Raw genomic sequence first — 15,480 nt, 5'->3', positions numbered from 1 at the left:
TCAGCTGTATGTCTTCACCTAATCTTCTGCCTCCCATATTGGATCATCTCCCTTGTCCTAAGTTTAATTTATTGGAAGGGAGTACTCCAGTTTAATTAGGGGGCCTAAGAGGAAATCCAATGTAGTCGAGAGTGTTACGCCCACGGGAAAATTACGTTGGATAGAATCCAGTGCAGCACTCGCTCACGCCAAAAAGGCGGTGCAGGATCATTCTCCTGCACCGCCTTTTTAATTAGCTGCCCAGTACCTTAACCTCCCACAAGGTAGGCGTATACCAGTTGCTTGGATTGTTCCAGAGTACCGCATTAACGAGCTGGATCCTAATATAACGAGCGGAAATATTGAGACTGTCGGTTGTGAAACCGTAGGTTGTATTCGACGTTCGGTCGATGGTTGTATAACTCGTGCCGTTGGTGCTGTATTCAATTTTATATTGGTGATAGCCTTCTGAGCCTTTCACCATATACCAGGAAATATCAATTTCCTTGACGGTCTTGGTGGAGCCTAGATCAACTTGCCACCATGACGGCCAGGTTGCGGCGGATGCTTTCCAACTCGTTTGATAGTTGCCGTCATTGGCATTGCTTGCCGCATAGCCGGAGGGTGATGAGCTGGCGGTGGTTGTCTTGCCTTGAGACAGATTAGTTAAGGTGGATGGATAAGTGATTGAGCCGGTTGCCGCATCAAGATTCCAGCTGCTGTACCATTCCAGGGATGCCGTGCCGCTAGAGCCGTTCAAGGTAAGCGGAAGCCAGATATACCGGGAAGTTCCAAGTGCACTGGAATTCCAACGGTCCGCCATGTACAGATACGATGTTGTAGAGGTTCCCTGAGTAGACAGATATAGGGTAGGATGCACAATAAGACCCTGACAGGGTCTTATGAGTCTGTGAACAGTGGCATAACACACGATAGTGGCTGTTTCGAGAAGCAATAAGACCCTAAGAGGGTCTTATTGTGTGCTGTGGCAGCGTAGATTGGCGGGATAAGACCCTGACAGGGTCTTATGAGTCGCTGCAAACTATAATCGAAGTGCCGCCTCGTTCAGTTCAAGCCGGAAACCTTTCACGAGCACCTCTCCACTATATAAATCTGTCTCGTAAGCTCTTTCGAAGCCTAAGCGCTCGTACAGCCGGACAGCGGAAGCCATCATATCGGAAGTATGCAGATTAAGTCTTCCAGCGCCAATCGAATGAGTACGCTTAATCGCTTCCCGAATAAGAAGGGTTGCAATTCCTTTTCCTCTGGCTTCGGGGGAGACAGCTAAGTATCGAATGATCGGATTATGAATGCCCAGCTCTGGCTGACCGTATGCTTCTTCTGAGGAGGCAAACAGCTGGAGGCTTCCAATGATATCTCCCTTCAACACGGCAACGATTCTGGCAATCGGCTTCCCTTCATAGAATGATGACCGAAGTCCTGATTCATATTGCTCCCACACTGGTCCAGGGAGTACCTCTGCATATTGTTTATAGGCGCTCACTAAGTTCTCAATAAAAGACACATGGTCGTCATCTGATGCATCACGGATAACAATTTCGTCTATGCTCACTGTGGACACACTCCTAATTTGAATTTATTTACAACAAGTATATTCCATAATTCCGATTAATCCTATATGATAAAAATAATTTAAAATGATGTATAGAGAAAGTCTATAGATTAGCAGGAGGGATTCGTCTATGAATATCGAGAACATTGAAGCCTTTGTGTATGTCAACCATTATGGCAGTTTTAATAAAGCAGCAGAGGTGCTCTTCCTATCTCAGCCTTCTGTGACCGCACGTATTCAGACACTTGAGAGGGAGCTTGACTGCAAGCTCTTTGACCGGCTCGGCAAGCAAATAATGCTGACCGAGAAGGGCAAGCAGTTCCTCCCTTATGCCCAGCAGATACTTCAGACGATTCAAAAAGGCCGTCTCCATCTACAGGAGAAGGGTGCCCGTCCTCAAGAGATTCGGATTGGGAGCACCGTGTCAGTCTCCAATTATTTAATTCCAGATCTACTCCCGCGATTACAGCGGTTATTCCCTAAGTTGACGTTCAAATTAACGACGGCACCCTCGGATGATTTGGTCAAAAAGCTGCTCGATCGAGAGATCGATATCGCTTTTGTTAGAAAGCTTGCACATCCATCCGTGCAGTCATATCCGTATTACGACGATCCGATCCGGCTATATGTCTATGAGGGGCATCCGTTCGCGGCTGAGGGAAAAGTATCTATTGAGGCTATCCATGATCAGCCTCTTGTCTTCTTCGAATGCGGCTCGCTGGACTGGCTGCGGCTTCATCGTGTTTTCGAGCATCTGGAGCAGCCTCCTCATATCGTCTTCCATGCGGATAATTCCGAGACTGCTAAGAAGCTTGTACTGCAGAAAGCCGGCATCTGCTTCCTTCCTGGCTTATGCACGAAGGAGGAAGTAAGCAAGGGCAGACTTATTCCGATTGAGATTGAAGAGACGAAGGGGATTTCTCTGCAGACGAATCTGATTGCGCTAACTGGAGAGAATGAAGAGTTTATTCAAGCCTTGCTGCCTAAGGATAACTTAAGCTTTTACAGCATTTAGAATGGCGTCTGATACAGGTTATACACCGAATTGGATAATCAATCGATCGATAGAGAAAGTCTATTAGCGCGTGAACGAAGTAGATGATACATTTATATCAACTTAATCCTTACTAAGTTTATAGGAATTATATAATTAGACGAATAAGGGGTGGAAAACATGAGTGAATTGTTTAGGCAAGCTAGTGTAGAGGATGCAGAACGATTACGTGAAGTAACCTATGAAGCCTATTCGCTCATTCGGGAGCTGGAGCTGAAATGGCCTGCTGCCAATGCCGATCTGGATCAAATAAGAGACAACATTATACAAAATGAGTGTTATGTACTGGAAGCGGATGGAACGATCGTTGCAACCATTACTTTATCGAAAATTGATGAAGTAAAGGCGATTACGGATTTGCCGTTTATCAAATGGTTTGCCGTTCATCCAAGCGAGCAAGGCAAAGGATATGGAGATAAGCTGCTCACTTGGGTCGAAAATACGATTATCCGCGATAAAGAAGGTGCACCTGCAGTGACACTTGGTACGGCCGAGAAACATCCTTGGCTGCTTCCGATGTACCAGCGAAGAGGTTATGAAAGCATCAAATCCTTTGATGCTGGCAATGGCGACGGGCCCATGCATCTGCTTCGCAAGATTGTAGACCCGGTGAAATTCGAGCAAACAAGCGGAGAGCAAGCCGCAGCCAATTAATGCCCGGTAATATCGGGGAAAGACCTAACAATAAACGAAGAATAGACGGGGGTATATCCATATGAAGAAAAAAGCATTAGTCGTTACAGCAGCATTATCGTTAGTTCTGGTGGCTGCTGGATGCGGCTCCAATAATAAATCGAATAACAGCAGCGAGGAAAAGAACACAAATAAAGCGGCCGCTAATGTGACGGCATCAAGCAATACTGGCGGTAAAGTAACGAAAATCGTCGTTGGCACAGGTACAGCATTCCCGAAAGTATGCTTTATTGACGAGAATGGGAAGCTGACTGGTTTTGACGTTGAGCTCATTAAAGAAATCGACAACCGTCTGCCGCAATACGAATTCGATCTGCAAACGATGGATTTTGCGAACCTGCTTCTGAGCTTGGACACGAACAAGATCGATCTCGTCGCTCATGAGATGGAGAAAAATCCGGAGCGTGAAGAGAAGTATCTGTTCAACACAGAGCCGTACGCTCACTGGAGAAATAAAATTGTTGTTCCACAAGATAATAATACGATTCATTCGCTTGACGACTTGGCAGGAAAAAAAGTGCTGGTTGGTGCGACAAGTGCACAAGCGCAAATCCTTGAGAATTATAACAAAGATCATGACAAGAAGATCAATATCGTGTATCAGAACGGTGCAGCTAATGATACGGTCAGCCAACTTACAACCGGCCGTGTTGATGCTACATTAGCCGCAGACTTTACGCTGTCGCTGGTTGACCCGCAAACCAAGCTGAAGACAACAGGTGATGACCTGTCGGATGCAGATATCCTGTTCATGTTCCGTAAGAACGACCCGGCATCTCAAGAGCTGTCTGATGCGGTTGACGTTGCTCTGAAAGAGCTTAAAGCAGACGGTACACTTGGTAAATTGAGCACGGAATGGCTTGGCGGTGACTTTACCGCAGAAAGCACCAAATAGCATTGTGATTTGAACAGTAATGAGAGGTGAGACGGCTAGATGGAATATGGCTTCGATATTAACTATGTAATTGATTTTATTCCCAAACTGCTGAGTACGTTGAATATTACGCTGTTGATCGTGGCAGGAGCTATCGGACTGGGACTGCTTGTTGGTTTTCTGGTAGCTCTGCCCCGCCTCTATCACGTACCGGTGCTTAAGAATGTATCGATGGTGTACGTATCCTTCTTCCGGGGCACGCCGATTCTCATTCAGCTGTTCCTGTTCTATTACGGTCTACCAGAAGTTTTGAAGCTGATCAGTATTGATATATCGAAACTGTCCGTTATTTATTTCGTTATTCTGACGTTTGGACTTAATGTAGGTGCATTTGTATCGGAGACCATCCGAGCAGCCGTACTTGCTGTTAACAAGGGGCAGATAGAAGCTGCTTATTCCATCGGCATGACCGGGTATCAAGCATTTACCCGGATTGTGCTGCCACAGGCAATTGGGATTGCCGTCCCTGTATTCGGTAATCTGGTTATCGCCATGCTGAAAGACACTTCGCTGGCCTTTACGCTTGGTGTTATGGAGATGACGGGCAAGGCTCAAACGCTTGGCTCGCTGTCTCAGCATTTTATCGAAACGTACATTGCACTGGCGCTTATCTATCTGGTTATGAGTATTACTCTGGAGCGGCTTATGCTTCTGGCAGAACGCAGACTTTCACGCCATTTGCGTCGTGATTCCGGCGAGAAGAACCGATTCTTTGCCCGGAAACGTAAGTCTATAACATTAGGTCGTCTAACCCGTGAGCTCAAGCTGGACAACAAGGAGGTGCCTCGTTATGAAGCTTGATCCGTCCTTTATTTGGACCGCATTCCTGCAGCTATGGTCTGCCGTGCCGACTACGCTGCTGATTACTCTAGTATCCGTACTCGTCGGGTTTGTCATTGGTACCATAACGGCACTCTCCCGAATCTATCGAATTCCCGTGTTGTCTCAAGTGTCGAGCGCGTATGTAACCTTCATCCGAGGAACACCGATGCTGACGCATCTGCTCCTTATCTATTTTGGTCTTCCGATGGTTGTTGACGGTCTCTCTGATCAATTTGGCCTTGGATGGAATTCCGCCAAAATTCCAATGATTGGTTTTGCGTACATCTCATTTTCCATTACGGCAGGCGCTTATCTGTCAGAAGTTATACGTGCTGGGCTGCTTTCCGTTGAACGCGGCCAGATGGAAGCGGCTTGGTCCATTGGGATGACAACACCACAGGCGCTGCGGCGAATTGTATTCCCGCAAGCACTTGCTGCCAGCCTTCCAAATTTGTCTAACTCGGTTATTGGTATGCTGCACGCATCAACCCTTGCTTTCACCGTTTCGGTCGTTGATTTGAATGCGAAAGCGCAAATCGTGGCTTCAACGAACTGGAAGTTCTTCGAGGCTTATATAGCAGCGGCACTCATATTCTGGGGACTGACAATCTGTATTGAACGAATTACCGGCTTCATCGAGCGAAGAATCAACGTGTACAGCAAGGGAGGAGTAGCATGATTAAGCTAACTGGTATTCGTAAGTCTTTTGGACGTAATGAGGTGCTCCAAGGTATTGATCTTACAGTCAATAAAGGCGAGGTCGTTGCGATCCTGGGGCCAAGCGGCTCCGGCAAAACAACACTGCTGCGCTGCATCAATTATTTGGAGAAGCCAAGCGAAGGTAAAATTGAGATCGGCGAGTTTACGCTGGACTTCAAGCATGCCGGCAAGAAAGATATTTATGCGCTGCGTCAGCGCTCTGCGATGGTCTTCCAGCAATACAATCTGTTCAGCCATAAGACGGCACTTGAGAACGTAATTGAAGGGCTTATTGTGGTTAAGAAAATAGGCAAGGAAGAAGCACGCAAACGTGGCATTGAGCTGCTCGAGAAGGTAGGTCTTGGCGCCAAGCTTGATGCTTATCCGAGCCAGCTGTCGGGTGGACAGCAGCAGCGTGTTGGTATTGCCAGAGCGCTTGCGCTTGAGCCTGAAGTTCTGTTGTTCGATGAGCCTACTTCGGCGCTTGACCCTGAGCTGGTTGGTGAAGTGCTGGCTGTTATCCGCAGGATTGCCAAGGAAGGCATTACGATGATTATCGTCACACACGAAATGAGCTTTGCTCAGGATGTTGCGAATCACGTTGTATTTATGGACGGCGGCGTTGTGGTTGAAGAGGGTAATCCGACCGAGCTGTTCGGGAATCCGAAGGAAGAACGGACTAAGCAGTTCTTAAAACGGTATTCGCCAGAGTTTAGTTATTCGATCTAGCGCAAGAATCTCACGAACAGCTTAATCCAAGTCATTCTTTTTAGGAGGCACATAACATGTCCATTACAATAAGCATTTTGGATCAAAGTCCAGTTTATCCGGGTGAGAGCACAGCAGAAGCATTCGCCCATACCGTAGCACTGGCGCAAAAAGCGGAAGAGCTTGGATTCCGCCGCTTCTGGGTGTCGGAGCATCATGATTCTGAGTATGTAGCCGGGTCTTCGCCGGAAGTACTCATCTCCTATTTGCTTGCCCGTACGAATAAAATCCGCATCGGCTCCGGCGGTATTATGCTGCAGCATTACAGCCCCTACAAAGTAGCGGAAAACTTTCATGTACTCTCTTCACTTGAACCGGGTCGGGTTGATCTTGGTGTTGGCCGTGCTCCAGGTGGACTACCGCGCAGCACACAAGCGCTTCAGAGGGATATTGCCAATCCGAGATCGCTAACCGAAAAAATCATCGAACTTCGCGGCTACGTGGAGGGACGCACCGAAGAGGAAGGGCCGCTTGCAGGATTAAAAGCAAGTCCTGTTCCAGCTGTTGCACCAGAGCTGTATGTGCTGGGGGCATCTGCTGATAGTGCTGAGCTGGCTGCAAGTCTCGGCCTGCCTTATGTTTTCTCCCTGTTTATCGGTGGAGACGAGCAGGCAGCTATAGATTCCGTTATTAAATACAAGAATGAGTTTAATTATGAGCTGGGCACGTCGCCGCAAGCGATTCTAGCCTTATCTGCTATTGTAGCGGATACGGATGAAGAAGCGATTAGCCTGATACCACCGCAAAAGCTGGTGAAGGTGCATCTGGCGAGCGGCCGTAAGGTTACTCTTGGTACGATCGAGCAAGCAGAAGCTTATGGTCAGCAGTCCGGCGAGTCTTATACGATTGAAGAAAAGGAGCCTCTTATTACGGCAGGCACCAAGGAATTGGTACGCAGCAAGCTGCTTGCTCTGCAGGAGGCAGCAGGCGTAGATGAGTTTATTGTGACGACCAATATTGCACCGTTTGAGAAACGGATCCGCTCTTATGAGCTGCTGAGCGAGGCATTCGCAGAAGTAACGGCTTAGGAGGGGAACCCATGAGTAACGAAACGAGAGTTCGCAGTGCTGCTGCACTGGCGGGCCGACTTACTGATATACGAAGGGAGCTTCATCAGAACCCGGAGTTGTCTCATGAGGAGTTTGAGACGACCATTCGGATTCGCAGATGGCTTCAAGAAGCAGGGATTAGAATTGCCGAGTATCCTCTGCAAACCGGTGTTATTGCAGAGATCGGCGGGCAGCAGCCTGGTCCGGTTATAGCGCTTCGGGCTGATATCGATGCGCTTCCGATTCAGGAGGAGACTGGCCTGCCGTTCGCTTCCACCGTGCCGGAGAAGATGCATGCCTGTGGTCATGATTTTCATACGGCAGCAATTATCGGAACCGCTTATTTGTTGAAGGAACGTGAGCACGAGCTGCAGGGTACCGTTCGGCTGATTTTCCAGCCTGCAGAAGAGAAGGCGAAAGGCGCGCGGCAAGTCATTGCCAGCGGTGCTTTGGAAGGTGTTCGGGCTATATTTGGTCTGCATAATAAGCCGGATCTGCCGGTTGGAACGATTGGTATTAAGGGCGGCCCACTCATGGCAGCGGCCGACGGCTTTGTAGTTGAGGTAGCGGGTCAAGGATCGCATGCCGCTGTTCCTGAGGCTGGTAACGATCCGGTTGTAACAGCATCGCATATCGTAACTGCATTGCAATCGATTGTCAGTCGTAATGTAGGCGCACTCGACAGCGCTGTTATCAGCGTGACGAAGCTGAACAGTGGTACTGCTTGGAATGTCATCCCGGAAAAAGCTGTACTTGAAGGGACGATTCGCACCTTTGACGCTGATGTCCGCCGCCGGGTGCGTGAACGTTTCGATCAGGTTGTCGAGGGAGTTGCAATCGCCTTTGGCACGACAGCAAAAGTCCGCTGGATTGAAGGTCCGCCTCCTGTCAGCAATGACGAGGGATTGGCCGCGCTGGCATGGCGGGAAGCAGAGCATCTGGAATTGCTTCCGATTGTTCCAATACCATCGCTTGCGGGAGAAGACTTTGCTGCTTACCAGCAGCTGGTACCGGGTCTGTTTGTTTTTGTAGGGACGGATGGTCCACGGGAGTGGCATCACCCAGCCTTTGATCTCGATGAACGAGCACTGCCTATTGCTGCTGACTTCTTTGCGGGAACCGCGCTGCGTGCGCTTACGGAACTCGCTTCTGAAGCAGGCGATGGGACGGAAGATTAAGCCTAATTTAACTTTTACGCTTTCAGAAGGCGGCGTCAACACCAGCCGACTCATAACAATCGGAGGGATTCCAATGAGTGCAATCGATATTCAAGCCTATTTGGATACACATCTAGTACTGACTCAGGCTATCGCAGGGTTAGACGAAGAGCAGTTGAAATGGAAAGAAACCGAAGTCAAATGGAGTGTAACGGAAGTTCTCTCTCATCTGGCCGATCACAATATTGTAGTATCATTCCGTATTCGCGACATTCTCGCCGATACGAAGGCGCAGCTTCCTGCTTTTAATCAAGACCTTTGGGTATCCGGGCAGCATTCCAATGACGGCAATGCAGCTGATATTTTGAACGTGTTCTGGGCGCTGCTGCAATATAACGGTCTGTTGTTTGGCCGATTAAGCGAGCAGGATCTAGATAAGACGGGTATCAACTTCAAAGGTGAAACGGTCCGCGTACGTGATATTATTCAAGGCTTCACGAAGCATGTACACCACCATCTGGGACAGATTGACCGAATCAAAGCCGCTTACCAGGCTCAAAGCTCGGTAGCACAAGGGGGAAATGTGTAATGGCGACACGTAAACAATTAAAGCTTGGCGCGATGCTTCATGGTGTCGGCAGCAGCACCTCGTTATGGAGACATCCGGAGATTCCATCCGATGCAAGCGTGAATTTCGAGCTGTACAAATCATGGGTAGAGAAAGCGGAAGCGGGTAAGTTTGATCTGGCTTTTATCGCCGACGGTCTTTATATTAATGAAAAATCGATCCCGCATTTCCTGAACCGCTTTGAGCCTATCACGATATTGAGTGCACTCGCAGCAGTCAGTAAGCATATTGGTCTCGTTGGCACATTATCGACTTCCTATAGCGAGCCATTTACGGTTGCACGCCAGTTCGGTTCGCTTGATGTGATCAGCGGCGGCCGTGCAGGCTGGAATATCGTCACTTCCCCGCTTGAAGGTTCCGCGCTTAACTATGGCAAGAAAGAGCATCCCGACCACGATAAACGGTACCGGATCGCTACGGAATACTTGGAAGTCACACGCGGCTTGTGGGATTCCTGGGAGGATGACGCATTCGTTCGTGACAAAGAATCGGGTGTATTCTTTGATCCAGCCAAGCTGCATGCATTAAATCATGAAGGCGAGTTCTTCTCGGTTAAAGGTCCTCTTAACATTGCTCGTTCGAAGCAAGGTCAGCCAGTTGTTTTCCAAGCAGGGTCTTCGGAAGTTGGCAAAGATTATGCAGCGAAGCATGCGGACGCGATCTTCACGGGTCATGAATCGGTGGAAGAAGCTGTATCGTTCTATCAAGATGTGAAGCGTCGTGCAGTCGGATTCGGACGAAATCCGGACAATGTCCTCGTCTTCCCGGGTATCGGTCCAATTATCGGCAGCACGGAGGAAGAGGCTGAACGTAAATATCAAGAGGTTAGTGATCTGGTATCAGCGGAAAATGCTCTGCTCTATCTGGGACGATTCTTCGAGCATCATGACTTCTCCCAATATGATCTGGACGCTCCATTCCCAGATCTGGGAGATCTCGGCCGCAACAGCTTCCAAAGCAGCACGGACAAAATCAAAGCAAATGCGAAGGCACGCGGCCTGACGCTTCGCCAAGTGGCATTGTCGGTAGCAACTCCTCGTCCGATCTTTATCGGTACACCGGAGCAGGTCGCAGACCGGGTGCAAGAGTGGTTCGAAGCCGGCGCAGCAGACGGATTTATGGTTGGCTCTTCGGTGCCGCATGGACTTGAAGATTTCATTGAGCATGTTGTGCCAATCCTGCAGGAGCGCGGTTTGTTCCGCACCGAGTACGAAGGCGATACGTTACGTGGTAATCTGGGTCTGCCGATTCCAGCTAACCGTTATACGAAAGAAGCTGAGCACGTTTGAGTTTGAATAGGGAAGCAGTAAATGCGATGCTTGATTTTGCGGGTACGCTGGAGGAAGAGCTTGTAGCTATTCGGCGTGATCTGCATCAGCATCCCGAACTATTGTACAGTACGGACCGCACGGCAAGTATCGTAGCACAGCTTCTGAAGGAATGGGGGATCGACGTCATAACTGGCGTCGGCCCCCATTTTGGCAAAGGCGTAGTTGGCGTGCTGCGCGGCGGGCTGGAGGGCGGCCGGACGATCTTGCTGCGGGCGGACATGGACGCTCTGCCGATAACGGAGCAGAATGACGTCGACTATCGATCACATATCGATGGGATTATGCATGCCTGCGGCCATGATGCACATACGGCTATGCTGCTTGGGGCAGCAAAGACGCTTGCAGCTTATCGAGAGAGCTACGCTGGTGAAGTTCGGTTTGTATTCCAACCGGCTGAGGAGGGAGCATTGCCAAGTCCGCTTGACGGAAGACTGCTCTCCGGCGGACGGGATATGATTGATGCGGGTATACTGGATGGAGTGGATCGCTGCTATGCGCTGCATGTATGGCCGGAGCTTGCCGCCGGAACAATTGGCATTCATCCGCATTATGCAATGGCGGCTTCTTCCCATTTTCATGTGACGTTCCACGGAAAAAACGGGCATCACAGTACGCCTCATCTCGCGGTAGATGCGATTCAGATGACGGCTTCCTACATCGCAGCAGTAAATGGGCTGATGGCAAATGGCGTCGATCCGAAGGAGCAGGCCGTGCTTGCTTTTGGAACGGTGCGTGCTGGGACGGTCATTAATGCGATTGCGAAGCAGAGTGTTATAAACGGTACCTTCCGTGCTTTCAGCAAATCAACAGTCGCGGCGATTACCGATGGCCTCGATCGTCATGCACGTGCGGCAGCTCTTTCCTATGGCGGTTCCTATGAAATTGCACTTCGTGAGGGTATCGCTGTGGTTAATGACAGTGAAGCCGTAGATGAAGTTGTGCGTGCCGGTACTGCCGTACTTGGCGAGGAGAATGTGCTGAAGCAGCACACGCCAAGCCTTGCCGGTGAGGATTTCGGCTGGTATCTTGATCGTGTGCCAGGGGCTTTTATTTTACTCGGCTGTCGAGAGGATACAGCTGGAAACCAGGAGGGGCTGCATCATCCCAGATTTAATCTGGATGAAGCAGTACTTGTTCATGGGACTAGACTGCTCGTTCAACTCGCTGCAGGAGCATAGGTGAAATGGGACTGTTCCAGTCTCTAACTGAATCCGACATGTGGCTACATCGCACATCTTGCCAATCCTCTAGGTTAAGCCGATACTGTGCGAAAATGCACCGACGCCAGAATGTACTTTATCCAACATAATGTTGCATTCGAGCCAAGCAAATATGGTTACATTGGATTCTATCCAGCAGAATATAGTACAGAGGCGGAGATAGCTCATAATGCGTTGAAGTGACTGGATGGAATCCAATATAACCGGCGGAAGTACAATTGCCAGATCGATTACGTTGGATGAAGTCCAACGAAAGGGCGAGGAAGTTATTTTCATAAAGAAGAAACGGTTAAAACAACACTAGCTGCTCCCTACTTTATTCAAAAGCGGGACCTCCCATCGTCATTATATGACTTATGAGAGGTCCTTTTTTATGCCATAAAACCTTCACCCATAGATGATTACTAATGGTCGATAGAAGAGATTAATACGCTATTGTGAAGCTGGGGATCGGGTGATACAGTATTGCCAAGGTAAAAACCTACTAAACATATTGGATATTAGATATATTGGAAGTTTAAACAAATTTGGATAAAAGGTGGAGTGTATATGACAAAGAAGAGAGAACTAAAATTGGGAGCTATTATTCATGGTGTCGGCGGAGGCAGCACAGGCTGGAGACATCCTGATATTCCGTCTGATGCAAGCGTGAATATCGGTTTTTATAAACAGCAAGCTCTTAAAGCAGAGAAAGGCAAATTTGATTTTCTCTTTATAGCTGACGGTCTGTATATTACGGAAAAATCGATTCCCCACTTCTTGAACCGATTCGAGCCAATCACGATTCTCTCGGCACTTGGCGCTGTCACTTCGAACATTGGGCTTGTTGGCACCTTGTCCACTTCCTATAGCGAACCGTTTACGGTTGCACGTCAATTCTCGTCGATCGATCATATCAGCGGTGGCCGCGCAGGCTGGAATGTCGTTACATCCCCGCTTGAAGGCAGTGCGCTTAACTTTGGAGGCAAACAGCATCCCGCGCATTCGGAACGTTACCGGATTGCAGAGGAGTATTTGGAAGTGGCGAAAGGCTTGTGGGATTCCTGGGAAGATGATGCTTTTATCCGGGATAAAGAATCAGGTGTGTTCTTTGATCCAGAGAAGCTGCACCGCTTGAATCATCAAGGGGAATTCTTCTCCGTGCAAGGACCTCTGAATATTGCACGCTCGAAGCAAGGCCAGCCGGTTGTATTCCAAGCGGGATCTTCCGAGAGCGGACGTAATCTTGCTGCTAAGACAGCAGATGCGGTATTTACAGGACCAGAGTCGATTGAGGATGCGAAGGAGTTTTACCGTGATGTGAAGCAGCGGATTGCTAATAACGGTCGTAATCCAGAGCATACGCTTATTTTCCCAGGCATCGGACCAATTATCGGCGCTACGCAGGAAGAAGCGGAAGAGAAGTATCGCCAGATTGCTGACCTGGTCACAATTGAGAAGGCTCTCGACCATTTGGGAAGATTTTTCGAGCATCATGACTTCTCGCAATATGAGTTGGATGCACCGTTCCCGGATCTTGGCGATTTCGGTTCGAACAGCTTCCGCAGTACAACGGACAAAATCAAACGTCGTGCTAAGGAGCAGGGACTTACGCTTCGCGAAGTAGCCTTGCAGGCCGCAACGCCACGCAACGCTTTTATCGGAACTGCTGAATATGTAGCGGATCAGCTCCAGCAGTGGTTCGAAGAAGAAGCGGCGGATGGTTTTATTATTGCAGCAGCAACGCCGGGCGGCTTGGATGATTTTGTAGAGCAGGTTGTTCCGATCTTGCAGGAGCGCGGACTGTACCGTACGGAGTATGAGGCAGATACCCTTCGTGGCAATCTTGGTATTCCTGTTCCTGAGAACCGTTATACAGCAGCTCGTAAACAGGCAGGCGTTACCATTAACTAACCAATTAGGAGAGATATCATGAATAGAAATAGATCACGATTCCAAAGCTCAGCTGCTGTACTGTTGGTATTGGCACTGGTGCTGTCGGCTTGCGCATCGAATAAGGGAGAGAACAATAACAGTCAGCAAACGCAGCAGTCGGATGCGCCGGCAGCTGCTGCTGCTGAAGCTAAGCAAGGGGGAGAGCTGACTTACGCGCTGGCGACTTCTCCAGATACTCTTGATCCACACCGCAGCGGTCTGGCTGTTGCCGTTCGTGTCATCCGTACGATCTATGATTCGCTGGTTGTTCAGTTACCGGATAATTCTATTAAGCCGTGGCTTGCTACCTCGTGGGAGATTTCCGAAGATGGCCTCAGCTACACCTTCAAGCTCCGTCAGGACGTGAAGTTCCAGGACGGCACACCGTTTAATGCGGAAGCGGTCAAATACAACTTCGATCGTATTCTTGATCCAGCTACGAAAGCGGCGAATGCAGCAGCACTTCTTGTGCCGTACCAGTCGTCGGAGGTTATTGATGAATATACGGTTAAGCTGAATCTGGCCACGCCGTCACGAGCATTTCTCGGCAATCTAAGTCAAGCGCTGCTTGGTATCGTATCGCCAACAGCGGCGAAGAAATATGGTGATCAATTTGGTCTGAACCCGGTTGGTACGGGGCCGTTCAAATTCGTGAAATGGGAAGAGAACGCTGAGATTCAAGTGACACGTAATCCTGATTACAAGTGGGCATCGGAACTTGTAACGAATACAGGTGCACCTTATTTGGACGGTATCACCTTCAAGATTGTACCGGAGGAAGCTACCCGTATCGGCAGTGTGCAGAGCGGTCAAGTGCTGGCAGCAGAAACCGTTCCACCGCAAAATATCGTTGCCTTAAAAGGTGATTCGAAAGTTCAACTGCTTGAAGCTAATACCGTTGGCCTTCCGTATACGTTGTTCTTCAATCAGGACCATGAGCCATGGAACGATGTGAAAGCCAGACAGGCGGTACAGCTGGCTGTTGACGTAGATAGTATTGTTAAGACCCTTTACCTGGGTACATATGACCGGGCATGGTCGCCGCTTACACCGGGCACCTTCGGCTATGATTCAACGCTTGAGAACGGTGTAAAGCCTGATCTTGAGAAGGCAGGTGCGCTGCTGGATGAGATTGGCTGGGTAAAAGGAGCCGACGGTATCCGGGAAAAGAACGGCAAGAAGTTGAGTCTGCATTATGTGGATGGTACGCCAAATCGTGAGAAGCGCAATGATATCGCGGTTATCATTCAACAGCAGCTGAAGGCACTTGGCGTTGCGGTTGATGTAGAGATTACGAAGGATGTACGCACAGTTGTCTATACCAATGGCAGTTATGATCTCTATGGAAACAGCCAAGTAAATTCGGATCCTAATGCGTTGTATTCCTTCTATCATTCTACTGATCCTAAGGCTCCGAAGTCGCTCACTCGCTTATCCGATCCAGCGATCGATAAGCTGCTTGAACAAGGGCGCGTAGAAACGGATGATACGAAACGTGCGGATATTTATAAACAAATTCAAAAATACATTATCGATCAGGCAGTCATTCTTCCGATTTATGTATTCCCATACACCGTAGCTGCGGATAAATCCGTGAAAGGACTTGTCTTTGATTCACTTGGTTATCCACTGTTTAACGCGGTATCAATCGGTTCATAA

General features: G+C 48.9%; 14 protein-coding genes and 1 pseudogene. 13 read left to right on the top strand and 2 right to left on the bottom strand.

Going from position 1 to position 15,480, the window contains the following annotated elements:
- Positions 1–232 precede the first annotated feature (232 nt).
- Positions 233–829 (bottom strand): annotated as a pseudogene (locus tag AC0YNT_RS03755) (discoidin domain-containing protein); the annotation flags it as partial.
- A gap of 192 nt (positions 830–1,021) precedes the next feature.
- Positions 1,022–1,552, bottom strand: coding sequence for a GNAT family N-acetyltransferase (locus tag AC0YNT_RS03750; protein WP_475803393.1), 531 nt, complete (start codon positions 1,550–1,552; stop codon positions 1,022–1,024).
- Between the two features lie 130 nt (positions 1,553–1,682).
- Between AC0YNT_RS03750 and AC0YNT_RS03745 the strand changes: the two genes are divergently transcribed.
- The 13 genes from AC0YNT_RS03745 to AC0YNT_RS03685 all read left to right on the top strand — a co-directional run bounded on the left by AC0YNT_RS03745 (position 1,683) and on the right by AC0YNT_RS03685 (position 15,480).
- Complete coding sequence (locus AC0YNT_RS03745) at positions 1,683–2,567, top strand: LysR family transcriptional regulator (RefSeq protein ID WP_475803392.1); 885 nt, start codon at positions 1,683–1,685, stop codon at positions 2,565–2,567.
- Between the two features lie 159 nt (positions 2,568–2,726).
- Positions 2,727–3,260 (top strand): GNAT family N-acetyltransferase, encoded by a 534-nt coding sequence (locus AC0YNT_RS03740; protein WP_475803391.1) that lies wholly within the window; start codon positions 2,727–2,729, stop codon positions 3,258–3,260.
- Positions 3,261–3,321: 61 nt separating this feature from the next.
- Positions 3,322–4,194, top strand: coding sequence for a transporter substrate-binding domain-containing protein (locus AC0YNT_RS03735; RefSeq protein WP_475803390.1), 873 nt, complete (start codon positions 3,322–3,324; stop codon positions 4,192–4,194).
- A 39-nt stretch (positions 4,195–4,233) separates the two neighbouring features.
- Positions 4,234–5,034, top strand: a complete 801-nt coding sequence (locus AC0YNT_RS03730) for an amino acid ABC transporter permease (protein ID WP_475803389.1) — start codon at positions 4,234–4,236, stop codon at positions 5,032–5,034.
- On the top strand, positions 5,024–5,734 hold the full coding sequence (locus AC0YNT_RS03725; RefSeq protein WP_475803388.1) for an amino acid ABC transporter permease: 711 nt from the start codon (positions 5,024–5,026) through the stop codon (positions 5,732–5,734). Before AC0YNT_RS03730 ends, AC0YNT_RS03725 begins: the two co-directional genes overlap by 11 nt.
- Entirely contained in the window at positions 5,731–6,483 is a 753-nt protein-coding gene (locus AC0YNT_RS03720; protein ID WP_475803387.1) for an amino acid ABC transporter ATP-binding protein, read from the top strand. The genes AC0YNT_RS03725 and AC0YNT_RS03720 overlap by 4 nt, the downstream gene beginning before the upstream one ends.
- 56 nt (positions 6,484–6,539) lie before the next feature.
- Complete coding sequence (locus AC0YNT_RS03715) at positions 6,540–7,550, top strand: LLM class flavin-dependent oxidoreductase (RefSeq protein WP_475803386.1); 1,011 nt, start codon at positions 6,540–6,542, stop codon at positions 7,548–7,550.
- Between the two features lie 11 nt (positions 7,551–7,561).
- A complete protein-coding gene (locus AC0YNT_RS03710) occupies positions 7,562–8,749 on the top strand; it encodes an amidohydrolase (protein WP_475803385.1) in 1,188 nt (395 codons plus the stop codon).
- A gap of 73 nt (positions 8,750–8,822) precedes the next feature.
- Positions 8,823–9,317 carry a DinB family protein gene (locus tag AC0YNT_RS03705; protein WP_475803384.1) on the top strand — a complete coding sequence of 165 codons (495 nt, stop codon included), beginning with the start codon at positions 8,823–8,825 and terminating at the stop codon, positions 9,315–9,317.
- Positions 9,317–10,645 carry an LLM class flavin-dependent oxidoreductase gene (locus tag AC0YNT_RS03700; protein WP_475803383.1) on the top strand — a complete coding sequence of 443 codons (1,329 nt, stop codon included), beginning with the start codon at positions 9,317–9,319 and terminating at the stop codon, positions 10,643–10,645. The genes AC0YNT_RS03705 and AC0YNT_RS03700 overlap by 1 nt, the downstream gene beginning before the upstream one ends.
- Positions 10,642–11,865, top strand: a complete 1,224-nt coding sequence (locus AC0YNT_RS03695) for a M20 metallopeptidase family protein (protein ID WP_475803382.1) — start codon at positions 10,642–10,644, stop codon at positions 11,863–11,865. The genes AC0YNT_RS03700 and AC0YNT_RS03695 overlap by 4 nt, the downstream gene beginning before the upstream one ends.
- Before the next feature lie 591 nt (positions 11,866–12,456).
- Positions 12,457–13,800, top strand: coding sequence for an LLM class flavin-dependent oxidoreductase (locus AC0YNT_RS03690; RefSeq protein WP_475803381.1), 1,344 nt, complete (start codon positions 12,457–12,459; stop codon positions 13,798–13,800).
- Positions 13,801–13,818: 18 nt separating this feature from the next.
- Positions 13,819–15,480: an ABC transporter substrate-binding protein gene (locus AC0YNT_RS03685; RefSeq protein ID WP_475803380.1), complete on the top strand. Its 1,662-nt coding sequence runs from the start codon at positions 13,819–13,821 to the stop codon at positions 15,478–15,480.

This window comes from Paenibacillus sp. J22R56, from assembly GCF_056269375.1.
This window is presented reverse-complemented; position numbering and strand designations above follow the sequence as displayed.